Genomic DNA, 21,098 nt, shown 5'->3' on the forward strand with positions numbered 1-21,098 from the left:
GGCAGTCGATGCAGTTTTCTCCCTCAGAACGCGACGCTTTCTTCGAATTGCTGAAATGGCGGCGCGATGTCCGTCACTTCAGCGATAGAGCCATAGACGGCGGAATCATCGATGCTTTGCACGAAGCGATGGATTATGCTCCCTCCGTCGGCAATGCCCGCCCCTGGCGCGTGATTTCAGTTGAAACTGCTGCAATACGTGCAGCGGTGCACGACAACTTTCTGGAAGCCAACCGGTCGGCCGCACAAATCTATGAAGGCTCGCGCGCGGAGCATTACCGCGATTTGAAACTGGAAGGCATCCGCGTTGCTCCAGTGCAGCTTGCCATTTTTACCGAGACTGCGCCCGTCGAAGGGCAAGGCCTCGGCAGACAATCCATGGCCATTACGCTGGAGCACAGCACGGCAATGGCGGTCCAGAATCTCAATCTGGCGGCAAGATCGCTCGGGCTTGGCGTCGGTATGGTTTCCATTCTCGATCCACATGCAATGGAAACGCTTTTCAAGACTCCGCCCAGCTGGCGCTTCAGCCTCTATCTGTGCATCGGCTGGCCGCTGGCTGATGACGACTCACCCCTGCTGCACCGAAACGGCTGGCAGAAAAACAAAGCGACGATCTGGCATCGTTCCTAGAGCGCAAGAGACGCAAGGCGGCAGAAATACCTCCTGACAGTCCGCATCTATCCTGATCCGCCCCTACCTTGTAAGGTAGGCCCCGCGTGGCGGGCTTTCTGGGAGGAAAATCATGCGACGGATCATTGTTGGAACGTTCCTGAGCCTCGACGGCGTGATGCAGGCGCCGGGTGGGCCGGAGGAGGATCGTACCGGCCAATTCGAATATGGCGGCTGGACAGTGCCCTATTGGGACGATGTGGTTGCCGGAGCCATGGGTGAAAGCTTTTCCAAGCCGTTCGACCTGCTTTTGGGCAGACGCACCTACGATATTTTTGCTGCCCACTGGCCGCATCAGGTAACAGACCCCAACGACCCCGGCTTCGTATCCGGCGAAGGCGAGATCGCCAGAATGTTCAATGATGTAACGAAATATGTCGCGACGCACAGGCCGGAAAGCCTGAACTGGCAGAACAGTGAACTGCTGGGCGACGATATCATCGCCTCATTGAGAGCTATCAAGGCCACGGAAGGCCCTGACCTGTCAGTCTCGGGCAGCAGCGAACTGGTCCATCAGTTACTTGCCAGCGATCTGGTCGATGAGTTGCGGCTGTTGATCTATCCGGTCGTCCTTGGCAAAGGTAAGCGTCTCTTCGACGGGCAATCCGTGCCATCAGCCTTCAAGCTGGTCAGCTCCACCACATCGCCCAGCGGCGTCATCATTGCCAATTATCAGCGTTCAGGCGAACTCAAGACCGGATCTTTTGCGATGGACCACCCATCGGAAGAAGAAATCGAGCGACGTAAGAACCTTTCCTGATTCCAGCCGGGCTTCCCGAACCATTGGAGTAGAGAACCCGCCCCTTCGGCAAGGCTTTGTCAACAGCCCTATGAATTGTGCCTATTGCGCTGATCTCGTAATTGGCGGCACAATCCGACGTCCTTTGCTCTAATTCATTTGCTTACAAATATAATAACGGGGAGCGAATATGCGCCGTAAAGGCTTGCTGGAATTCGGGAGAAACAGAACGCTTTACGGCCTGTTTCTGTTCTGCGCGATCTGCGCCATTGCGGGCAGTCTCATGAGCTATAGTGGCGAGGATTCCGCCTGGCGCTGGCTGCACTATCTGACCAAGCCAACCGCAACCCTGCTGCTGCTCGCCGCCGTCCTTTGCGCCGAACGCCCCAAATCGAAATCCTATGGCTTTGCCGTCGCCTTTGGCCTGGCTTTTGCAGCACTCGGGGACTTTTTCCTGATGTTGCCCGGCGATTATTTCATGGCGGGCCTGATCTGCTTTCTCGTCACCCATTGCGCCTATATCTATGCGCTTTGCCGCCATACGCGCTTTGCCGCGCATAAAGGCGTTTTCGTCCTTTTTGCCATCGCAGCCTTGGCCATCATAGCAGGCCTTTGGTCGTCGCTGCCGACGTCGATGAAAATCCCGGTCGTCATCTATGCCGCAGCGCTCGGCATCATGGCGGCGCAGGCGATGAGCCGCGCGCTCGGCACCGAGCCGGAAACGCCACAGCGCTATGCCGCATGGCTCGCGGCAGCAGGCGGCCTCTTCTTCATGGCAAGCGACACGCTGCTTGCCTATGGACGCTTCAGCCTCGACATTCCGCTGAACGGTCTATGGGTGCTTGCAACCTATTATGCTGCGCAATTCCTCTTTGCCCGCTCGACCGAGGATTTTGCCTATGGCGACTGAAGAACAGGCATTGCAGCTCTCATTCGAGCGCCTGCGTCACGCATGGCTTGAAGACCGCCCGGCCTATGAGCAGCGTCTGGACGACCTGAAGCGCCTGCGCGAGCGGCTCGAAGCAAGACTGGATGAAATGGCGAAGGCCATCAGCGCGGATTTTGGTAATCGCTCGCTGCACGAAACCCTGCTCGGTGAAGCCAGTGTCGTCTTTGCCGAAATCGATGATGCCCTGCACAATCTCAAGCGCTGGATGAAACCGAAACGCCGTAAGGCAGGCTGGAAAATGTGGCCAGCCAAGGCCGAAATCCGTTATGTTCCGCTCGGTGTGGTGGGGATCATCGCGCCGTGGAATTATCCGGTCAATCTGGCCTTGGCGCCGCTTGTCGCGGCGATAGCAGCTGGAAACCACGTTTTCCTGAAACCGTCCGAACACACACCGCGCACAGCCGAATTCCTGCAAAGCATGCTTGCCGATGTGTTCCCGGAGGATCGTGTTACCGTGGCGCTTGGCGATGCTTCCCTGTCAGCGCAATTTGCATCACTGCCATTCGACCATCTCTTTTTCACCGGCTCCACTGCTGTCGGGCGCAAGATCATGGCGGCGGCGGCACCAAACCTGACCCCGGTGACGCTTGAGCTTGGCGGCAAGTCACCTGCCATCGTCAGCGAAAACGCCAATCTAAAACGCGCCGCCCGAGCGATCGCGACAGGAAAATTCTTCAACGCGGGGCAGACCTGCATCGCACCTGACTATGTTCTGATCCATCACAGCAAGCGCGACGAATTCGTGAACCTTCTGCGTGCCGAAATGCAGGCACGTTACGGCAGCGCATCAGCGGAAAAAGACCGCACGACGATCATCAACGATGCTCAGGAAGCGCGACTGTCGGAACTCCTGGCCGATGCCGCAAACAGGAGCGAGGTCGTCATTGAGCTTCCGGCAGGCTCCGAACAGCCGCGATCAACGGCGCCTGCGCTCGTGCTGGAACCTGACGCCGACAGCACGATCATGCGAGAGGAGATTTTCGGCCCGCTTCTGCCAATCGTCAGCTATCGCCTGCTCGACGATGCAATCGGCTTTGTTCTCAAGCTTGACCGCCCGCTGGCGCTTTACTGCTTCAGCGATAACACTGCAGAAATTGAAATGATGCTCAGCCGTATCGTTGCGGGCGGCGTCTGCGTCAACGACACGCTCTACCATTTCGCCTGCAGCAGCCTGCCATTCGGCGGGGTGGGTGCAAGCGGTATGGGCCAGTATCATGGCCATGACGGTTTTTTGACCTTTTCCAAGGCAATGCCCGTCCTGACCAAATATGCCCCGGCTCCGAGCGACCTCATCAAGCCGCCCTATACCGGCCTCACTGACAGGCTGATCCGTTTCATTGCAAGATGAGGTTGGGAACTATGCCAACATCCTCCGCGTTCGGATATTGAGATCGCCTGATTGTGTAGGGAATTGCTATTCAAACAGAGATACAATCTGACTATATAAAGACTGATCGCCGGTTCATTTCTCCGGCATAGTCATAGTCTTTCAGAACAGAATACCTGACAGGTGAAAAACGGGTGCTGAAAAAGAAAGAACCAAACCGGATATCGAAGTCCATCCTGACTGCTATCCGGAACAGGCCGGGTTTCAGGCCGCTCAACGCCAATATTACCGGCGGTGATATCGTCATTGCATCCTACAATGTCCACAAATGCATCGGTATCGACAAACAGTTCAACCCGCAGCGAACGGCTGAAGTCATCAGTGAAATCGACGCGGATGTGATTGCCCTGCAGGAAGCCGACAGGCGTTTCGGCGAGCGTTCCGGCCTGCTTGATCTCGGCCTGCTTGAGCGCCGCCATGGGCTCGTCCCGGTCCCCATTACCGCGACAATGCCCAAGGGCCACGGCTGGCACGGCAATGTGCTTCTGTTTCGTGAAGGCGTGGTGCGCAATGTGCAGCAGCTCAAGCTTCCCGGTGTTGAACCGCGCGGCGCTCTGGTTGCGGACCTACAGTTTCCGGCAGGCCCCCTGCGCGTGATCGCCGCGCATCTTGGTCTTCTGAAACGCTCCCGTGAGCAGCAGGCCGAAAGTATTCTTACTGCCTTGCAGGAGGCCGATACGGTGCCGACCCTGCTCATCGGCGACCTCAACGAATGGCGCATCGGCAAGCGCTCGTCGCTCGCTGCCCTCATGCCGACATTCAACCATGTCGCCACAGCAGTCCCGAGTTTCCCGTCGCGGTTCCCGGTTTTTGCGCTGGATCGCGTGCTCGGAGCACCGCACAATCTCGTCACATCGGTTGAAGTGCACAACACGCCACTGGCGCGCCTGGCATCCGATCACCTGCCCATCAAGGCGCATCTTGACCTCAAATCGGCAACGAGCCTGCTGGAAGAATTCAGCCCGGAAATATTCACGAGCAGGACGGGATAATTCTCAGAGATACGGCGAACCCAGCCATATAATCCGGTCCAGCAGACGCTCCAGAAATGGCCTGTTCTTGAGACGCGCAAGATTGACCTCGCGGCTACCCTCGATCACCTTGCCGATGCGTTCTTCCACCTGACGCGCCACGTCGCGGTCGAGAATTTCAAGATCGACCTCGAAATTCAGTCGCAGCGAGCGCGGATCAATATTGGACGATCCGACATAAGACCAAGCACCGTCGATGGTCATCAGTTTCGAATGATTGAAAGCGCCGCCTGCCCGCCAGATGCGGCAACCATCCTTCAACAGCTGGTCGAACTGCGCGCGCATGGCGCGATCCACCAGCTTCAGATTGTTGACGCCCGGCACGACGATATCGACTGACACGCCGCGCCGCGCCGCCGTCACCAGCGCGCTGATCAGTTCACGGTCCGGCAGAAGATAAGGCGTCATGATGAGAATATGCTGCTCGGCAATCGAGAAAGCGCCCATCATCATGCGCTGGTTGGTTTCCACATTCTTGTCGGGGCCTGACCCGACGACACGCACCAGCGTTCCCGTTCCCGGCGGGTTTTCCGGCGGCGCTATCTTCCATGCCTCGCCGGTCAGAAGTTCGCCGGTCGCAAAGCGCCAGTCTTCGGATGCAATATGGAAGAGATCGGCAATCGCCGGGCCTTCAAGCTTGAAATGCGTATCGAAGGCAACCGCTTTGCCCGCGATCGCACGCACGAAACCCGCTCTGATATTCATGCCGCCGGTAAAGGCGATCTTGCCGTCAACAATGAGAATTTTGCGGTGGGTGCGCAGGTTCGCATAAGGCAGGCGCAACCCGATGATGATGTTGCCGTTGAACACATCGACGGCAACACCCTTGTCCTTCAAAAGCTTCACGATGCTCGGAAAGGAATAGCGCGCGCCGACAGCGTCGACCAGCACCCGCACTTCCACACCGCGCTTGACCGCATCACCCAGAGCATCGGCAAATTTTTCGCCAATGGCGTCCCGGTCGAAAATATAGGTTTCCAGCATGATGCTGCGCTCGGCTCTGCTTATCGCGTCGAGCATAGCGGCGTAGGCTTCGTCCCCCGTTTCCAGCATCTCGATGCTGTTGCCGCTGGTGAAATCATAGAGGCTGACGGCATCGCCCAATATCTTCATCGCCCCGAACTGGCGTCCGAAGGCGGCGCGCACGAGGTCGTTCGTCGTATCGAAATGCGACAGGTGATAGAGCGCGATCTTGCCCATATTGGCGCGCTGGTGGGTGAGCGTCGACCGCCGGATACGGTTCACGCCCGCAATGGCATAGACCACCGCCCCGACGATGGGCGACAGCACGATCACGCCTACCCAGCCGATGGCCGTGCGTACCTCGTCCTTCGTCATCGTCGCGTGAATGGCGGCAATCGCGCCCAGAACGCCCGACAGAACGAACAGGATATGCGGCCAGTAGTGGGAAACGAGATCGAACATCACATGAACTTTAAGCGGAAAACGACTGCAATAGCAAAGAGATATAATGCGCGGTCGAGCGAACGAACAGAGTAGACAACGATGATCCCACCCGCCTCGCACAAAAGCTGGTCAAATCCCGGACATGCCTTATATTGTTCCCGAGGCATGACAATTTGAGGGACGTCTCATGGCAACAGCTCATAATGATTTCGACCGCCCGACCTTTCCAAAGGAACTTTCCAGCAAATGGGGGTGGTTCGTCGCCCTTGGGGTCGCACTGCTGATCCTCGGAGGCATCGCCTTCGGTAATCTCGTTCTGGCCACCGTAGTCTCGGTCTACTATGTCGGCCTGATGATGCTGATTGGCGGCGTCATCGAGATCATTCACGCCTTCGGCGTCAAAACATGGGGCAGCTTCTTCTTCTGGCTCCTGAGCGGCCTGCTCTACACGGCAGCCGGTATCGTCGCCTTCATCAATCCGGTGCTGGCGGCTGGCGTGATGACCTTCCTTCTGGCGGCAGCTCTTCTCGGCTCCGGCGCTTTCCGCATCTGGCTCGGCTTCAAATCGAAACCGTCCGCCGGTTGGGGCTGGATCGTCGCAGCCGGTGTCATCACCATGCTGCTCGGTCTCATCATCGCCATGCAATGGCCGGTCAACAGCCTGTTCATTCTTGGTCTTTTCCTGGCGATAGACCTGATCTTCCAGGGCTGGTCCTTTATTGCCTTCGGCCTTGGCATCAAGAGCCGATAAACATCACAGATCACTGGCAAAGCGGCGCGCACTGCGCCGCTTTTTCATTTGAACTCGACCTTTCGGCCAAGTCCTGCTAGATGCTCCCCAACATCTTCGCGGCGCGCTTTCACGCGCAGCCCAACGTTTCGCCATCACGAGTTTCTTCATGCCCGCTGACCATCCCGTTTCCAAGCGCCGCACATTCGCGATCATCGCGCACCCGGACGCCGGTAAGACCACGCTGACCGAAAAGCTGCTGCTGTTCGGCGGCGCCATCCAGCTCGCCGGTGAGGTGAAGGCCAAGAAGGACCGCATCCAGACCCGGTCGGACTGGATGAACATCGAACGCGACCGCGGCATCTCGGTCGTCACCTCGGTGATGACCTTCGAATACAAGGATTGCATCTTCAACCTGCTCGATACACCGGGCCACGAAGACTTCGCAGACGACACCTACCGCACGCTGACTGCTGTGGATTCCGCCGTCATGGTCATTGACGCCGCCAAGGGTATTGAGCCGCGCACGCTGAAGCTGTTCGAAGTCTGTCGTATGCGCGACATTCCCATCGTCACTTTCGTCAACAAGATGGACCGCGAAGCGCGCGACCCGCTCGAAATCCTCGATGAGATCGAAGAAAAGCTGGCACTCGACACGGCCCCGATCACCTGGCCTATCGGCTCAGGCAAGAGCTTTGCAGGCACCTTCGACCTGCATAACGACACGATGCGTCGTCAGGACAATGAAGAGCAGCCAACCAAGGTCAGCGGCCCGGAAGAAGCCGCCGCACTGCTGCCTGAAAACGAACGCGAGGCATGGCTCGAAGGCGTGGAACTGGCACGCGGCGTCTGCCGTCCGTTCGACCTCGCCTCCTTCCGCGAAGGTCATATGACGCCGGTTTATTTCGGTTCGGCGCTGAAGAATTACGGCGTGCGCGACCTCATCGAAGCTTTCTGCGATTTCGGCCCCTCACCCCGCGACCAGCAGGCCGACACGCGCATGGTTGGCTCCACCGAAGACAAGATGACCGGTTTCGTGTTCAAGATTCAGGCCAATATGGACCCGAACCACCGCGACCGCATCGCATTCCTGCGCGTCTGCTCGGGCAAGCTGTCGCGCGGCATGAAGGCAAAGCTGGTGCGCACCGGCAAGCCAATGAGCCTGTCTGCGCCGCAATTCTTCTTCGCACGTTCGCGCCAGATTGCCGACGAAGCCTTTGCGGGCGACGTGGTCGGCATTCCGAACCACGGCACGCTGCGCATCGGCGACACGCTGACCGAGGGTGAAGATATCCTGTTCCGTGGCGTGCCGAACTTCGCGCCGGAAATCCTGCGCCGCGTGCGTCTGGACGACGCCATGAAAGCCAAGAAGCTGCGTGAAGCGCTGCAGCAGATGGCCGAAGAAGGCGTCGTACAGCTCTTCGTGCCTGATGACGGTTCTCCAGCCATTGTCGGCGTCGTCGGCGCTCTTCAGATCGACGTTCTGACCGAACGCCTGAAAGTGGAATATTCGCTGCCGGTCGGCTTTGAAATGTCGCGCTTCTCGGTCTGCCGGTGGATTACGGCAGATGATCCGGCCGAACTCGACCGTTTCATCGCCTCGCATCGTGCCGATATCGCCCACGACCTCGATCACGATCCGGTCTTCCTTGCCCAGAACGGCTTCTCTCTCAATTACGAAGCCGAACGCTGGAAGGATATTCGCTTTGCCACCGTCAAGGACTATCAGGTCCGCGACAAGGCCTGATACGGTAAGGTGATATGACCGATCCTGTTCTGGCTGCTCTCGATTTGCCCGATGCACTGCTGCATCGGCTTACCGGTTATAGCAGCCAGCAGGATGAGCTTGGCCGCTCGACCGCCAATGTCCTGCTTCTCGATCATGACGAACATGAACCGCTCGTTCTGAAAATCGAACCGGCAAGTACCGTCAGCGAACTTGCCGGTGAAGGCGCCCGGCTCGAATGGCTCGCAACGCAGGGATTGCCTTGCCCCAAGGTCGTTACGTACGAGACGCAGGCCGACCGCCACTTTCTTTTGATGACGCGCCTTGCCGGATCGGACCTCGCCTCATCTGTCGGCACTCTCCCGGCGGACCGCATCGTCTCCATTCTCGCGAAAGCCTTGAAGGCGCTGCACAGCGTCGATCCCGCCGCTTGTCCCTTCGACCACCGGCTGGACCGTCGCATTGAAGACGCGCGCAAGCGGGTCGAAGCCGGTGCCGTCGATGAAGATGATTTCGATGACGAGCGCGAAGGCCGCAGCGCCAAAGACCTGTTCACCGAACTTTGCCGCCTGAAACCGTCACAGGAAGATGTGGTCGTGACTCACGGCGATGCTTGCTTGCCAAATTTCATGGCCAGCGAATGTGCATTCACAGGCTTTATCGACTGCGGCAGGCTCGGCCGTGCAGACCGCTATCAGGATCTTGCACTAGCCTGCTGGAGCATTCGCTACAATCTGGGCGACGAATGGGTACAGCCTTTTCTCGACATTTATGGCGGCCCGGCAATCGACGAAACGAAAATTGCCTATTACCGTTTGCTGGACGAGTTTTTCTAAACCGGCATCGCTCAAGAACGCTTAGCCTTTCGTTTCCAAAAGCCGCTCAGCAATCTTCTCCGCCAGTTTTTCAGCCACTTGTTCCTTGCTCATTTCCGGCCATTCCTCGATGCCGGAACGGCTTAGAATGCGGACATGATTGCGGTCGCCACCCATGACGCTGCTGCCATCCGGCGCATGCGAAACATCGTTGGCGACGATCCAGTCCGCGCCTTTCTTCTCAAGCTTGGCTCTCGCGTTTCCGGCCACGTCCTGCGTTTCAGCCGCAAAGCCCACCACAAGACCGGGGCGCTTGTCGCTATGACCGACGCCGGCCAGAATGTCAGGGTTTTCGACCATGGCAAGCGTCGGCGCGCTTTCACCGGGTTTCTTCTTGATCTTCTGTCCGGCTTCATTGGCCGTGCGCCAGTCGGCAACCGCTGCAACCATAATTGCCGCATCGGCAGGAAGATGCCGCTCCACAGCAGCCTTCATTTCACGCGCCGTCTCGACATGAATGACATCGACGCCTTCGGGGTCAGGAATGGTGACCGGGCCGGACACCAGATGCACCGTCGCGCCGAGCCGCGCCAGCGCCGCCGCAATAGCGTGGCCCTGCTTGCCCGACGAACGGTTGGCAATGTAGCGCACCGGATCAATTGGCTCGTGCGTCGGGCCGGACGTCATGACAATGGTTTTGCCTGCAAGCGGCTTTGCCTGCGGAGCAAGCAGGTTCTCGATCGCCGCGACAATCGCCAACGGCTCGCTCATACGTCCGGTTCCGGCTTCACCGCTTTCCGCCATCTCCCCTCTCTCCGGGCCGATGAAGCGAACGCCGTCTTTTTCAAGCGTCAGGCGGTTGCGTCTGGTCGCGGGATTCTCCCACATGGCCGGGTTCATGGCAGGCGCAACAAGCACTGGAACTTTGCGAGCAAGCAGCACCGCACTGGCCAGATCATCGGCAAGCCCGTTCGCCATCTTCGCCATCAGGTCCGCAGTCGCAGGCGCGACGACGATCAGGTCCGCATCGCGGGCAAGCCGGATATGCCCGACATCCTGCTCGTCCTCACGCGAGAACAGATCGGTGAAGACATGATCGGCAGAAACTGCGCCAATGGTCAGCGGTGTCACGAATTGCTGCGCTGCAGCCGTCATCAACGGGCGCACATGCGCGCCACGTTCGCGCAGACGGCGGATGAGGTCCGGCGTCTTATAGGCGGCAATGCCACCACCGATAATGAGAAGAATGCGCTTCCCGGCCAGCGACGCACCCGCGCCGGGAGACACTGCAACAGCCTGTGGAGCTATATCCTGCCCGGCCAGCAGAATGCGTGCTTCCTCTTCCATGGAGCGCCCGTTCTGCGCTGCCCTGATACGCAGCCGTTCCTTGGCGTCATCATCGAGATTACGGATGGTAATGCTGGCCATTTGATTGCACCCGCTTGTTACAAGTGCAATCATTGAAATCACTTTAGAAGGTAGATGTCACCTTAAAAGTGATCCTACAGCCAAATATAAAGCTTAATCGCTATCGCTGCGAGTGAGACCGCAATCACCACCTGCGCGATGCGACCCCAACGTGAGTGGCGCGCTTCAGCCCGGCCGATAGCTTCTGCCGTCGCTTCGTCAAAGCGCAATCCGTTCGCAGCCATATCGTCCAGAGCAACGGAAACACGTTCCACACGCGCAACAAGTTCCGGTGTCTTACGCGTGAAATGCAGCAGCGAATAAGCGCTGTCCTTCGCATCGGCAAGCATACCTTGCGGTCCGAGATTCCTGGCGATCCAGTCGCCCACCACCGGTTCCGCAGCCTTCCACATGTTGAAATGCGGATCGAGCGTGCGCGACACACCTTCGACCACAACCATGGTTTTCTGAAGCATCAGGAGTTCCGGTCGGGTCTCCATGTCGAAAAGCTCGGTTACTTCGAACAGCAGCGTGAGCAGCTTGGCCATGGAAATGGTTTCCGCCGGCTGACCGTGGATCGGCTCGCCAATGGCGCGGATAGCCTGCGCAAAGCTCGCCACATCATGCGTATGCGGCACGTAGCCTGCTTCGAAATGCACTTCCGCCACGCGCATATAATCACGCGTGATGAAGCCATAGAGAATTTCGGCAAGGAAACGCCGCTGCTGCTTGTTGAGCCGCCCGGTGATGCCAAAATCGACCGCAACGATAATGCCTTGCGGATCAACGAACAGATTGCCCGGATGCATGTCGGCATGGAAAAAGCCATCGCGCAGCGTATGGCGCAGGAAAGACTGGATCAGCGTTTCGGCCAGTTTCTTGAGATCAAAACCGGCAGCGGCCAGCGCCGAAATATCCGACATCTTGGTGCCGTCGATCCATTCGAGCGTCAGCACATCGCGACCGGTGCGCTCCCAGTCCACCTGTGGAACGCGGAACCCCGCATCGCCCTTGATATTCTCGGCGATCTCGGACAGCGCTGCCGCTTCAAGACGCAGATCCATCTCGATGCGGGTTGTCTGTTGCAGCGTCTCGACAACCTGAACCGGGCGCAGGCGGCGCGTAAACGGAACATGACGCTCCTGCATGCGCGCGACCATGTAGAAACCTTCAAGGTCGCGGACGAAACGCTGGCGCACGCCCGGACGAATGACCTTGACCGCAACCTTCTGGCGCGTTCCGTCTTTCATGATTTCAGCTGGGTGAACCTGCGCCATCGACGCCGCTGCTATCGGCGCATCGAAATGCAGGTAAAGATCATCGATCTTGCGGCCAAGCGAACCTTCGATAGCAGCAACCGCGTCGACCTGCGGGAAGAAGTCGAGCCTGTCCTGCAAAAGTTCGAGATCGGCAGCGACATCGCGCCCGACAATATCGGGCCGTGTTGCCAGAAACTGGCCGAGCTTCACATAGGACGGACCAAGCTTGTTCATGGCCCGCGACATACGTTCGGAACGCTGCATGTGACGTGCGCGCGGACGCGCCAGAAGACCGGCAATCTTGTGCCCGAATGCCGGAAGGCCAGAGAGCCCTTCCACCGGCAAGGCGCTGATAACGCCTTCACGTGTCAAAACCCATCCGGCCCGCATCAGCCGGAAAGCGGCGGATAGATTACTCATGCCCCGATGCCCCGTTCCTGACCCCAACTCATCACAGGCACAATCAAAGCTTCCAGCCGGAATGCAGCGCGGCAATGCCGCCAGTGAAATTGCGATAGCTCACGCGCTCGAAACCAGCCTTCTCGATCATCGCGGCAAAATCCTGCTGCTTGGGGAATTTGCGGATCGATTCGACCAGATAGCTGTAGGAATCGGCATCGCCGGTAATCATCTTGCCGATACGCGGAATGGCGTGGAACGACCACTGGTCGTAAACCTTGTCGAGAACCGGCAGTTCAACCTCGGAGAATTCGAGGCAAAGGAAACGACCGCCCGGCTTCAACACGCGATAAGCTTCGGACAGCGCCTTGTCGATATGTGGAACATTGCGAATGCCGAACGAAATCGTGTAAGCATCGAAGCTCGCATCTTCAAATGGCAGCTCTTCGGCACTGGCTTCAACAAATTCGAGATTGTCGGCAAGGCCCTTCTTGATCGCCCGTTCACGACCGACGCCGAGCATCGAGCCATTGATATCAAGAATGGTGACATGGGCCTGACGACCGGAAGCCTCCACAATGCGGAAAGCAATATCGCCGGTGCCGCCTGCAACGTCGAGCGAGGTCCAGCCGGGGCGCTTCGATGGTGCCAGCCATGCGATCATCGCATCTTTCCAGACGCGGTGCATACCCGCCGACATGAGATCGTTCATCACGTCGTACTTGCTGGCGACCTTATGGAAAACGTCGTTGACCAGACCCTGCTTTTCGCTTTCGTCGACCGCCTTGAAGCCGAATGAATGCTCCATGCCACCTTGTGCGCCCACGCGGTCCGCATTGCCGTTCTGCTGGCTCATAGCTCATCCTGCTTTTGAATATTAAGACGAAAACGATTTCCGTAATGCATATAAAGCTTGTGCCAGACGATACAAGCAGAGACCGTCCTCCACTACCCCTTTTGTGATCCGGCACTTGTGAACTGTCTTGCGTTAGCGTTTAAAAATGGCCAAAGAGACATAAAACTGTGTGTGCGCGCTTGGCCCGGCGTTTTCTCCGGCGCAAACTGCCGCTAAAGTCAAAAAGATAACAAGAAAAGTGGAAAGATCATGGGCGTTACAGTCGTCAGCCATCCGCTTGTCCAGCACAAGCTCACCATCATGCGCAAGAAGGAAACGTCCACAGCCAGCTTTCGGCGGCTGCTGAAGGAAATATCGCTGTTGCTCTGCTATGAAGTGACACGCGATCTCGAACTGACCACCATGCCGATCGAAACCCCGTTGATGCCAATGGACGCGCCGGTCCTTGAAGGCAAGAAGCTTGTCTTCGCCTCGATCCTGCGCGCAGGCAATGGCCTTCTCGAAGGCATGCTCGATCTGGTACCCGCCGCGCGCGTCGCCCATATCGGCCTTTATCGTGATCACGATACGCTGCAGCCGGTCGAATATTACTTCAAGGCGCCGGAAGACATCGTCAACCGCCTCATCATCGTGGTCGACCCGATGCTGGCCACCGGGCACTCGGCAATCGCAGCCATCGATAAGCTGAAGGAACGCGGCGCGACCAATATCCGCTTCCTCTGTCTGCTGGCGGCACCGGAAGGCATCAAGCGCTTTACCGAAGCCCACCCGGATGTCGACGTGTTCACGGCCTCCATCGACGAACGTCTCGATGAAAAGGGCTATATCGTTCCCGGTCTCGGCGATGCCGGCGACCGTATGTACGGTACGAAGTAAGCATTAACCCGCACCTGCTAATGTGCCTGGAAACGGGGGCAGCATGGCGCGGGTTTTTACGATCCTTCTGGTATTTGCGGGACTGGCAATTGCCTTCCCGCTTCTGTTTGAAAAATTCGGGCAACAGCCTAAAGCCGGTTCAAACACATCCGCGACAGCTTCGACTGCTCCTTCGCAAAACCCCGCCGCCTATAGCGGACGCCGCACGCAGATCACACCGGACAGTCGTGGCCATTTCATCACGGACATAAAAATTGCCGGGCAATCCCTTCGTGCAATGGTGGACACGGGGGCGAGCGTGGTTGCGATCAACGCAAACGCTGCACGACGCATCGGCCTGTCGCTCAAACCCGATGATTTCAAATATCGCGTCTCGACCGCCAATGGCGAAACCCTTGCTGCATCCGCCATCCTGCCCAGCATCGAAATCGGACGCATTCGAGTAGAGGATGTGGAGGCCATGGTTCTGCGTGACGATGCCTTGTCCGACACACTTCTCGGCATGAGCTTTCTGAAACGTCTGCGTCACTATGAAGTTTCAAACGGCGTACTCGTGCTGACGCAATGATGTGATACCGTACTTCCGATATGGATCGAAAGTGGCTAAACCCCACTGACCACCGACGCCCAAATACCAATGGAAGCCAGCCATGACACCGGACCAGCGCCTGACCGAGCTCGAAATTCGCGTAGCCGAACAGGAAAAGACAATCGACGAGTTGTCATCCGTTCTGGCCGAACAATGGAAAACCATAGACCGGCTTTCCAAGAAGCTCGGCGCCTTGACCGACCGCTTTCTGGAACTGGAAGAACAGACTGCTCCGGACGTACCGGTCACCAAACCACCGCACTGGTAACACCATGCTTCAGATTGCCTCCCTCGCCGACCGCCCCGATCTCGTGCCCATTTGTGCCGCGTGGAACCATGCGGAATGGGGCGAATTTAGCGGCTCCACCCTCGAACAGACCGTCAAGGCTTTTAACGACATCTCCCGCGAAGACGATGGGCAGATAGCGCGAGTTGCCCTCTGGAACGAACAACCCGCCGGTCTTGCCCTTCTGATCCACAACGATCTGGAAACACATCCACATCTGAAGCCATGGGTGGCAAGTGTGTTCGTCGCGCCTGACTATCGCAGTAAAGGCATTGCCAAAGGTTTGGTTGGCGCCATCGAGGATGCCGCGCGGGAACTCGGCTATGCGGAAGCTTATCTTTACACAGACAAGCCCGACCTTTACCGCCAGATCGGCTGGAGCGATTTCGAGCATCTGGAAGGCGACTATGCCGGGATGCTGATCATGAAAAAGAAAATCGCGCGGTAAGGACCGCGCGATCTGTTGATTACAGCCCGCTTATTGTGCCAGCGGGATCGGGCAGCTCACGCCAGTGCCGCGCAATCCGCAATAACCATTCGGGTTCTTCGCCAGATATTGCTGGTGATAGTCCTCGGCATAATAGAGCTCCGGCGCATCCTCGATTTCCGTGGTGATCGGACCGAGACCACGACCGGCAAGCGCCTGCGAATAGGCTTCCCGGCTCTTTTCCGCCACATCACGATCTGCCTTGTCGAAAGTATAGATGACTGAACGATAGGTCGTACCGATATCGTTGCCCTGCCGCATGCCCTGCGTCGGATCATGCTCCTCCCAGAAAAGGGTCAGCAGCTCATCGAGGCTCACGACCTTCGGATCGTAGACAACCAGCACAACTTCCGCATGGCCGGTCAGCCCCGTGCAGGTTTCCTCATAGGTGGGGTTGGGCGTGACCCCGCCCGCATAACCGACAGCCGTTACATATACGCCTGGCACCTGCCAGAACAGGCGCTCGGCACCCCAGAAGCAGCCCATTCCGAACAGAACCTGCTTATAGCCTTCCGGCCATGGTTCTTTCAGCGGGCGACTATTGACGAAGTGGGTCGCAGATGTCGGGATCGGTTGCGCGCGTCCCGGCAAAGCTTCATCCGTCGAAGGCATCAGCGTCTTCTTGCGATAGCTGTCCAAGAAACTCATGGTATCCACCTCCTGATTATCGAGCGGTGAAGCGTCCCAGAGGGCGCTCCCGACGATGACCGATTGCATAGAATAAAAGGGCGAGAATGCCGAAAAGAAGCCAACCCGGTCGCTCAAGCAAAGGGATGCAGACGGCATTCCAAGCTCCTGCCCCTATATAGTGTGTCACGAACGTTTCTACATCGGCCAATGTCTCGGGTGCGTTGCGCGACCACATGGAAAAAAGCGGCTTCGCTATGAACTGCGACGCGCCGACGGAACGCGCGCCGTCAAGGACCGCGAAAATCACCGCCAAAGCCAGAAAAACAACCGCAAAACTACGCAATACAAATCGGATCACGATTCTCTGCCCCGGATTTCCTACCTTGATTTCGACGCCGGTTTTCTGACCGGTCTCCCGAAGATTTGTCTTTTTGATGTTGCTAAAGCATAGCACACAGAACCCGTCAGGCTCAAAGCCAAGCTGGAACACTATTGCACGATTAAAATAAAATATAATAATTTCAGACAGTTATATCGTTGATATCACTCTTTACACAGGCTCTGCGATTTAGACGCAAAAACTTGCAAATAGCTGTTGAACATATGCATTTTCTGGCTATATTCGCGCCGCACCCGCTAGTTGGCGATTAACCAGCGCCTGTTTCGAAAAGCGGTGTCACGTTTGCAGTCAGTTTTCACCGTGAGACACGGTTTCCCGACAGCAAGGCAGACGGAGAGGTGGCCGAGTGGTTGAAGGCGCACGCCTGGAACGCGTGTATACGGGAAACCGTATCGAGGGTTCGAATCCCTCTCTCTCCGCCATTCTCATTGATTTCATTGAGTTTTTCGCCGTTTTTCTCCCCTTGTCATAACTGTGAATAACTTGCCCATCGCGGCGCTGCGGCAAAGGTTTGCGACCCGACGGTGGCCGCGATGGGCAGTCTTGCTCCTCGTGTTTTGGTAACTTGTGCAAATTTGCACAGGTTCCCGGATGGTGAGGCCGGGATATTGGAGCCCGCGGCGCGACTCGAACGCGCATCATCCAATTACGGTTTACCGCTTAGAAGGCGGCACCGGTACGCAGGCAATTAGGCGAATTGTTTCGTGTACTTCTCTTCCAGTTCTTCAGCCTTTTGCTGAAGAATGCGGATAAGGTAGGGATAGGATCGGTCGTATATCTCCCGATTATCTTCAATCATCCAAATCGTGTCGATCAGCGCGCGAACTTCTGCCACTTCGTAAGAGAGATCTTCTTTCATGCTGTCACCACACAATCCGCACGTCCCATGACGATTGGCCAAGCTTGTCGGACCATGGCATCGATTTCATGATGCTTATCGAACAAAGCCGGTAGGCCATGATTTTGCGGCGTGCCATCGGTCAGCATGTCCATTACCCTAATGGCGCTTTCCATCCGTCCGAGAGCGTCGTCCAGTGCGTAGAAAACCTCTCTTGCGACCTCGAGCGGGTCTTTTGGCAAACCTCTAGCGGCTGCCGGCGCAGATGTGCGTGACATTGTGGTCTCCTCGGTAACTAGCTGTTAACTATGGTTGGCGACTGTTGTTGTCAGCGCTTTTCGTTGATGTTATCAATAAGCATCAAAAATGGGTCAGTCAACAAAAATCGTTGACGTCGTCAAAAAATATTAGGATTGCGTTCACCATGCTTACGCCTGAACAATCTCGCGGTGCTCGCGGCCTATTAGATTGGTCCCAGACACAGCTAGCCGAAGCGGCTAATGTAAGCCTTTCCACCGTGCGAGATTTCGAAAAAGGTCGAAGGGTCCCGATAGCAAACAATCTTCAAGCTATCCGCACCGCCCTTGAAAAGGCAGGCGTCGAATTTCTCGGTGAAACTGGCGTCGGGATGATTGTGAAGGACTGACACCCCTTTCGGAGTAAGGCTTGCCTGTGCTATTGAAAGCCCGTTCAACCGGGGGATTTCATGAAACGCTTAGCATTCATCGCTGCTACGCTATTTGCAGGCACTGCGCACGCTGACTTTGTTATGGACAAGACTGCGCTGGAATTGCGCAAAGCAATCAAAAAGCCCGCGATTGCTGATTTGGCCATTGGTGAAACAGGTATCAAGAACCAGCCTTGGTTTTGTGTAAAGGACGGACGCCTTTATTTGTTTTCGGGAATGGCACTTGATGAAACGCCGTCAACCTATGGACTTGCCGCCAGAATTAAACGGCTTCCTGATGGAGCCGTGAGCGTCCAGATACCATCTGCACCTAAGGGTGATACGGTTGAAGGAGCAATAGCCAGCGCATTGAACGATGCCTATGTAGGAACCTGCGAAGCCAAGGCAATGCTGGGCGGGGAACTGCTCGAGGTTTCAGATATCAACGGCAAATCCAAAGCATCCGATTTCTTAAATAAGTAAGCGGCCAGAAGGCCGCTCAAGAAAGCACAGGGACTTCTGGCGCGATCATCCACATGTCCAGGCAATACAAGCACGCAAATTTGATGGTCAACAGATTTTCACGCATTAAGCTTTTGGTAGGCGTTACTAACAATATCAAGGATCAAGTTAAACGTATCACTGTCAATCGCGTCGTCTTCCAGAGAAGATAAACATTCCGCTAGATAAAAGTTAATCTGCCGCTTACCTGATTTTCCATCAAACCTCTTTTTAATTTTTTCTTTCGTCTCTTGCTGTATTAGATCCTCTAGTTTTTTCCCGGATAGCTTCGGGTCTATGTCGGCGAGTGTATTAGCGACGCCGTCAAATAGAGACCAGTCAGCGAGGTACTTATCCTTTGAAGACTTTCCGGCTTTATCATCATCGAGTAGTATCAGAAACTTACGCCCCTCAGACATTGCTCTACCTATCGCGTTGTTAAGGGATGCTGCACCGTACCCCGGCAGAAAACGTAAATTGGGGAACTTTTTAGACTTCAACCGAACGTACTCAAACAGATAAAAATCCGTAATTCCTTCCACTAATATTTGTGGTCCATTACCAACCAATATTGGCTCTTGATACTGCAGCCGCTCAAGCACCGGTTGAAAATACGACATTCTGTCGGGCTGCTGACTGACAAAATCTCTGTAATTGGAAACTTTGATGCGCGTGGGGGTTACCGAAAACGAAGTAGCGTAATCCGCACTATCATAATTAATGGCTTCGTTCTCGACAATGAATGCACCGGACAGCCATCGAGGATTTATCATATGATGACTATGGGTCGAGTAAAAAACCATATTGCCATCGTCGACAATTCTTTGGAAGCTTTCCAAAAGCTGTGCTTGTGCCCTTGCATGCAGGTTTGCCGCCGGTTCGTCGAACAAAAATATGGTGGCCCTCTCTTTTGCGGCTTTAAACCGGGTGAAGAGCAGAAATGAAAAGAACCACCGAAAACCCAATGAACGCTGATCTATTTGATAAAGCGACTCTCCATCCGAGACATTAAACGTGCAATATGGAATGTCCCCATTCTCCGTGTCGATATTCCAATCTATAGTAATTTGTTTGGCGCCGACGGGCGTATTGAAGACCCGCTGCCAATTGCCTAAGACCTCTTTAGTAATCGCGGCAGATATTTTCTGAAATACAGATTCTACAGGCCTTCTATCTACTTGAGAGAAAAATTTAGAAAACCAAGACTGGGTGCCGTCCGCCTCTTTAAAATCCAGTATTCGCTGAATAACATGCGTATTTAAATCCAGTTTATTGTCAATGGATTTCAAGATGTCCTGAATAACATTTCTGTAGTACCTATTAACTGGCCGCTCGTTTTCATGCTCCTTCAAGTATATTTTTGAGGGTAGATCAACCAAGAAAGTTGGAAAATACGTTACTCTTGGCAGCCTCTCACTAATCGCAGTAGTCATCTCTAGCCAAAGATCGCGCCGCGGCTCATCTTTCTTTGGCCTTTGATAATCAATATACTTTTTGCTTTTACCTCTAGAAACCCTCAGGCTCTGTATACCAATCCAATAATTGGAACTCCCAGTAGGTTTACTATTGGTAAACTTCATTGCTTTCTGAACTTTGAATTTATCAGGAATACTTTCAATATCGAGATTGAGCCCATCAGTCTCAAAGAGAGACCTTATCACCTCCTTGTCTTGCGCATCCAGAACTACAGTTGCATCTATTTCAATGGAATCAGTGAAGGCAGCTTGCTGATGAATTGGAATTAGAGAGGCAATCTGCCTTTGGGCGTATGGACCTTCAAATATCGTACTATTCTCGCGTTCCGATGTGACGAAATACGAAATGGCTTCTAGTACAGTTGTTTTACCACTTTCATTCAGACCAATGAATGTTAGTACATCATTCTTGAGCCGAGACGAAAGATCAATGGTGGTGCTGCTGATTCCTTTAAAGTTTCTTATTGTGAATTTTTCGATCTTAGCCATTTAACGTGCCCCGAGCCATTTACTGAATCAACAAGTGGTAAAATTAAATCGAGGTTGAATCAAACTAAATTTGAACTATTCAATAAGTGTCGCTCCATTTTTCAGATTAACCGCCGGAGATACTTTTAGGGATAGATGGCAATCAACGGGTAAAGCACCGATTCCGATGTTACTGACGGCTGAAGGCGCCCCGAAGGGCGCCCCACGTCATCTCTTCCGGAGAGATTTTCTCAGCGATGCAACGATGTCGGCCTTGGCTTTCGTTGCTGTTTTTTCTCGCACCATTTTTCGGACCTCTCCCCAAGTGCCGAAAGTCGTGTCGCAGTCGGGATTCTTACATCTAACGATTGAGTTTTCATCCGCATCGTCGTCAATTCGAACGCCCTTTGTGCCGCAGGCGCCGCAGGAAAGAGAAGCTGTATAAGGAATGGTATTCATGGTGATCTGGTAATCCCCCCACCAAATAACGGGCTTCAAAAGTAGA

Annotated in this window: 23 protein-coding genes and 2 tRNA genes; 15 read left to right on the plus strand and 10 right to left on the minus strand. The window is 55.4% G+C overall.

The window, feature by feature from the left end; translation table 11 throughout:
- Nucleotides 1-8: 8 nt before the first annotated feature.
- The 5 genes from bluB to FG152_RS13290 all read left to right on the plus strand — a co-directional run bounded on the left by bluB (nt 9) and on the right by FG152_RS13290 (nt 4,738).
- Nucleotides 9-632, plus strand: coding sequence for a 5,6-dimethylbenzimidazole synthase (gene bluB / locus FG152_RS13270; RefSeq protein WP_010659394.1), 624 nt, complete (start codon nt 9-11; stop codon nt 630-632).
- 112 nt (nt 633-744) lie between these two features.
- Nucleotides 745-1,431, plus strand: coding sequence for a dihydrofolate reductase family protein (locus FG152_RS13275; RefSeq protein ID WP_010659393.1), 687 nt, complete (start codon nt 745-747; stop codon nt 1,429-1,431).
- A 169-nt stretch (nt 1,432-1,600) separates the two neighbouring features.
- A complete protein-coding gene (locus FG152_RS13280) occupies nt 1,601-2,320 on the plus strand; it encodes a lysoplasmalogenase (protein WP_029376033.1) in 720 nt (239 codons plus the stop codon).
- Entirely contained in the window at nt 2,310-3,707 is a 1,398-nt protein-coding gene (locus tag FG152_RS13285; RefSeq protein ID WP_010659391.1) for a coniferyl aldehyde dehydrogenase, read from the plus strand. Before FG152_RS13280 ends, FG152_RS13285 begins: the two co-directional genes overlap by 11 nt.
- Nucleotides 3,708-3,880: 173 nt before the next feature.
- Nucleotides 3,881-4,738, plus strand: coding sequence for an endonuclease/exonuclease/phosphatase family protein (locus FG152_RS13290; RefSeq protein WP_498986779.1), 858 nt, complete (start codon nt 3,881-3,883; stop codon nt 4,736-4,738).
- 3 nt (nt 4,739-4,741) lie between these two features.
- On the opposite strand, the gene cls is transcribed toward FG152_RS13290, so the two are convergent.
- Nucleotides 4,742-6,202 (minus strand): cardiolipin synthase, encoded by a 1,461-nt coding sequence (gene cls, locus FG152_RS13295; protein ID WP_010659389.1) that lies wholly within the window; start codon nt 6,200-6,202, stop codon nt 4,742-4,744.
- Nucleotides 6,203-6,371: 169 nt separating this feature from the next.
- Here cls and FG152_RS13300 point away from each other — a divergent pair, with 169 nt between their 5' ends.
- The 3 genes from FG152_RS13300 to FG152_RS13310 all read left to right on the plus strand — a co-directional run bounded on the left by FG152_RS13300 (nt 6,372) and on the right by FG152_RS13310 (nt 9,476).
- Complete coding sequence (locus FG152_RS13300) at nt 6,372-6,935, plus strand: HdeD family acid-resistance protein (protein WP_010659388.1); 564 nt, start codon at nt 6,372-6,374, stop codon at nt 6,933-6,935.
- Between the two features lie 148 nt (nt 6,936-7,083).
- On the plus strand, nt 7,084-8,661 hold the full coding sequence (locus FG152_RS13305; RefSeq protein WP_010659387.1) for a peptide chain release factor 3: 1,578 nt from the start codon (nt 7,084-7,086) through the stop codon (nt 8,659-8,661).
- A gap of 14 nt (nt 8,662-8,675) precedes the next feature.
- The gene (locus tag FG152_RS13310) at nt 8,676-9,476 is read left to right on the plus strand and encodes an APH(3')-II family aminoglycoside O-phosphotransferase (protein ID WP_010659386.1); all 801 of its coding nucleotides are present in this window, start codon (nt 8,676-8,678) and stop codon (nt 9,474-9,476) included.
- Nucleotides 9,477-9,497: 21 nt separating this feature from the next.
- Here FG152_RS13310 and coaBC read toward each other — a convergent pair whose 3' ends face one another.
- From coaBC to ubiE, 3 genes are all read right to left on the minus strand, one after another.
- Nucleotides 9,498-10,883 (minus strand): bifunctional phosphopantothenoylcysteine decarboxylase/phosphopantothenate--cysteine ligase CoaBC, encoded by a 1,386-nt coding sequence (gene coaBC, locus FG152_RS13315; protein ID WP_226622093.1) that lies wholly within the window; start codon nt 10,881-10,883, stop codon nt 9,498-9,500.
- 74 nt (nt 10,884-10,957) lie between these two features.
- Nucleotides 10,958-12,541: a 2-polyprenylphenol 6-hydroxylase gene (gene ubiB, locus FG152_RS13320; RefSeq protein WP_010659384.1), complete on the minus strand. Its 1,584-nt coding sequence runs from the start codon at nt 12,539-12,541 to the stop codon at nt 10,958-10,960.
- 43 nt (nt 12,542-12,584) lie between these two features.
- Complete coding sequence (gene ubiE / locus FG152_RS13325) at nt 12,585-13,376, minus strand: bifunctional demethylmenaquinone methyltransferase/2-methoxy-6-polyprenyl-1,4-benzoquinol methylase UbiE (protein ID WP_010659383.1); 792 nt, start codon at nt 13,374-13,376, stop codon at nt 12,585-12,587.
- A 249-nt stretch (nt 13,377-13,625) separates the two neighbouring features.
- On the opposite strand from ubiE, the gene upp reads away from it, so the two are divergent.
- The 4 genes from upp (at nt 13,626) to FG152_RS13345 (ending at nt 15,575) form a co-directional block, all read left to right on the plus strand.
- The gene (gene upp / locus FG152_RS13330) at nt 13,626-14,252 is read left to right on the plus strand and encodes a uracil phosphoribosyltransferase (protein ID WP_006467614.1); all 627 of its coding nucleotides are present in this window, start codon (nt 13,626-13,628) and stop codon (nt 14,250-14,252) included.
- A 43-nt stretch (nt 14,253-14,295) separates the two neighbouring features.
- Nucleotides 14,296-14,820 (plus strand): retropepsin-like aspartic protease family protein, encoded by a 525-nt coding sequence (locus FG152_RS13335; RefSeq protein WP_010659382.1) that lies wholly within the window; start codon nt 14,296-14,298, stop codon nt 14,818-14,820.
- Nucleotides 14,821-14,902: 82 nt separating this feature from the next.
- Nucleotides 14,903-15,109: a SlyX family protein gene (locus tag FG152_RS13340; protein ID WP_010659381.1), complete on the plus strand. Its 207-nt coding sequence runs from the start codon at nt 14,903-14,905 to the stop codon at nt 15,107-15,109.
- Nucleotides 15,110-15,113: 4 nt separating this feature from the next.
- Nucleotides 15,114-15,575: a GNAT family N-acetyltransferase gene (locus tag FG152_RS13345; RefSeq protein WP_010659380.1), complete on the plus strand. Its 462-nt coding sequence runs from the start codon at nt 15,114-15,116 to the stop codon at nt 15,573-15,575.
- A gap of 30 nt (nt 15,576-15,605) precedes the next feature.
- Here FG152_RS13345 and msrA read toward each other — a convergent pair whose 3' ends face one another.
- The gene (gene msrA / locus FG152_RS13350; RefSeq protein ID WP_010659379.1) at nt 15,606-16,262 is read right to left on the minus strand and encodes a peptide-methionine (S)-S-oxide reductase MsrA; all 657 of its coding nucleotides are present in this window, start codon (nt 16,260-16,262) and stop codon (nt 15,606-15,608) included.
- A gap of 16 nt (nt 16,263-16,278) precedes the next feature.
- A complete protein-coding gene (locus tag FG152_RS13355) occupies nt 16,279-16,602 on the minus strand; it encodes a hypothetical protein (RefSeq protein ID WP_010659378.1) in 324 nt (107 codons plus the stop codon).
- A gap of 374 nt (nt 16,603-16,976) precedes the next feature.
- Between FG152_RS13355 and FG152_RS13360 the strand changes: the two genes are divergently transcribed.
- A tRNA-Ser gene (locus FG152_RS13360) sits at nt 16,977-17,066 on the plus strand.
- A gap of 187 nt (nt 17,067-17,253) precedes the next feature.
- Here FG152_RS13360 and FG152_RS13365 read toward each other — a convergent pair.
- The 3 genes from FG152_RS13365 to FG152_RS13375 form a co-directional block, all read right to left on the minus strand.
- Nucleotides 17,254-17,330: transfer RNA gene (locus FG152_RS13365), tRNA-OTHER, on the minus strand.
- 2 nt (nt 17,331-17,332) lie between these two features.
- Nucleotides 17,333-17,503 carry a hypothetical protein gene (locus FG152_RS13370; protein WP_498986794.1) on the minus strand — a complete coding sequence of 57 codons (171 nt, stop codon included), beginning with the start codon at nt 17,501-17,503 and terminating at the stop codon, nt 17,333-17,335.
- Entirely contained in the window at nt 17,500-17,760 is a 261-nt protein-coding gene (locus tag FG152_RS13375) for a hypothetical protein (RefSeq protein ID WP_498986796.1), read from the minus strand. The genes FG152_RS13370 and FG152_RS13375 overlap by 4 nt, the downstream gene beginning before the upstream one ends.
- A 47-nt stretch (nt 17,761-17,807) precedes the next feature.
- On the opposite strand from FG152_RS13375, the gene FG152_RS13380 reads away from it, so the two are divergent.
- The gene (locus FG152_RS13380; protein WP_498986799.1) at nt 17,808-18,128 is read left to right on the plus strand and encodes a helix-turn-helix domain-containing protein; all 321 of its coding nucleotides are present in this window, start codon (nt 17,808-17,810) and stop codon (nt 18,126-18,128) included.
- A gap of 60 nt (nt 18,129-18,188) precedes the next feature.
- Nucleotides 18,189-18,632 carry a hypothetical protein gene (locus FG152_RS13385; RefSeq protein WP_498986802.1) on the plus strand — a complete coding sequence of 148 codons (444 nt, stop codon included), beginning with the start codon at nt 18,189-18,191 and terminating at the stop codon, nt 18,630-18,632.
- 98 nt (nt 18,633-18,730) lie between these two features.
- On the opposite strand, the gene FG152_RS13390 is transcribed toward FG152_RS13385, so the two are convergent.
- A complete protein-coding gene (locus tag FG152_RS13390; RefSeq protein ID WP_498986803.1) occupies nt 18,731-20,614 on the minus strand; it encodes an AAA family ATPase in 1,884 nt (627 codons plus the stop codon).
- Nucleotides 20,615-21,098 lie beyond the last annotated feature (484 nt).

The sequence above is a fragment of the Ochrobactrum sp. XJ1 genome (assembly GCF_024701725.1).
GTDB classification, from domain to species: domain Bacteria; phylum Pseudomonadota; class Alphaproteobacteria; order Rhizobiales; family Rhizobiaceae; genus Brucella; species Brucella anthropi.

Bases quoted from the DNA above. Each gene is read 5' to 3' on its own strand.
- bluB (WP_010659394.1), top strand. From the start codon at position 9: ATGCAGTTTTCTCCCTCAGAACGCGACGCTTTCTTCGAATTGCTGAAA.
- FG152_RS13275 (WP_010659393.1), top strand. From the start codon at position 745: ATGCGACGGATCATTGTTGGAACGTTCCTGAGCCTCGACGGCGTGATG.
- FG152_RS13280 (WP_029376033.1), top strand. From the start codon at position 1,601: ATGCGCCGTAAAGGCTTGCTGGAATTCGGGAGAAACAGAACGCTTTAC.
- FG152_RS13285 (WP_010659391.1), top strand. From the start codon at position 2,310: ATGGCGACTGAAGAACAGGCATTGCAGCTCTCATTCGAGCGCCTGCGT.
- cls (WP_010659389.1), bottom strand. From the start codon at position 6,202: ATGTTCGATCTCGTTTCCCACTACTGGCCGCATATCCTGTTCGTTCTG.
- FG152_RS13300 (WP_010659388.1), top strand. From the start codon at position 6,372: ATGGCAACAGCTCATAATGATTTCGACCGCCCGACCTTTCCAAAGGAA.
- FG152_RS13305 (WP_010659387.1), top strand. From the start codon at position 7,084: ATGCCCGCTGACCATCCCGTTTCCAAGCGCCGCACATTCGCGATCATC.
- FG152_RS13310 (WP_010659386.1), top strand. From the start codon at position 8,676: ATGACCGATCCTGTTCTGGCTGCTCTCGATTTGCCCGATGCACTGCTG.
- coaBC (WP_226622093.1), bottom strand. From the start codon at position 10,883: ATGGCCAGCATTACCATCCGTAATCTCGATGATGACGCCAAGGAACGG.
- ubiB (WP_010659384.1), bottom strand. From the start codon at position 12,541: ATGAGTAATCTATCCGCCGCTTTCCGGCTGATGCGGGCCGGATGGGTT.
- ubiE (WP_010659383.1), bottom strand. From the start codon at position 13,376: ATGAGCCAGCAGAACGGCAATGCGGACCGCGTGGGCGCACAAGGTGGC.
- upp (WP_006467614.1), top strand. From the start codon at position 13,626: ATGGGCGTTACAGTCGTCAGCCATCCGCTTGTCCAGCACAAGCTCACC.
- FG152_RS13335 (WP_010659382.1), top strand. From the start codon at position 14,296: ATGGCGCGGGTTTTTACGATCCTTCTGGTATTTGCGGGACTGGCAATT.
- FG152_RS13340 (WP_010659381.1), top strand. From the start codon at position 14,903: ATGACACCGGACCAGCGCCTGACCGAGCTCGAAATTCGCGTAGCCGAA.
- FG152_RS13345 (WP_010659380.1), top strand. From the start codon at position 15,114: ATGCTTCAGATTGCCTCCCTCGCCGACCGCCCCGATCTCGTGCCCATT.
- msrA (WP_010659379.1), bottom strand. From the start codon at position 16,262: ATGAGTTTCTTGGACAGCTATCGCAAGAAGACGCTGATGCCTTCGACG.
- FG152_RS13370 (WP_498986794.1), bottom strand. From the start codon at position 17,503: ATGAAAGAAGATCTCTCTTACGAAGTGGCAGAAGTTCGCGCGCTGATC.
- FG152_RS13375 (WP_498986796.1), bottom strand. From the start codon at position 17,760: ATGTCACGCACATCTGCGCCGGCAGCCGCTAGAGGTTTGCCAAAAGAC.
- FG152_RS13385 (WP_498986802.1), top strand. From the start codon at position 18,189: ATGAAACGCTTAGCATTCATCGCTGCTACGCTATTTGCAGGCACTGCG.
- FG152_RS13390 (WP_498986803.1), bottom strand. From the start codon at position 20,614: ATGGCTAAGATCGAAAAATTCACAATAAGAAACTTTAAAGGAATCAGC.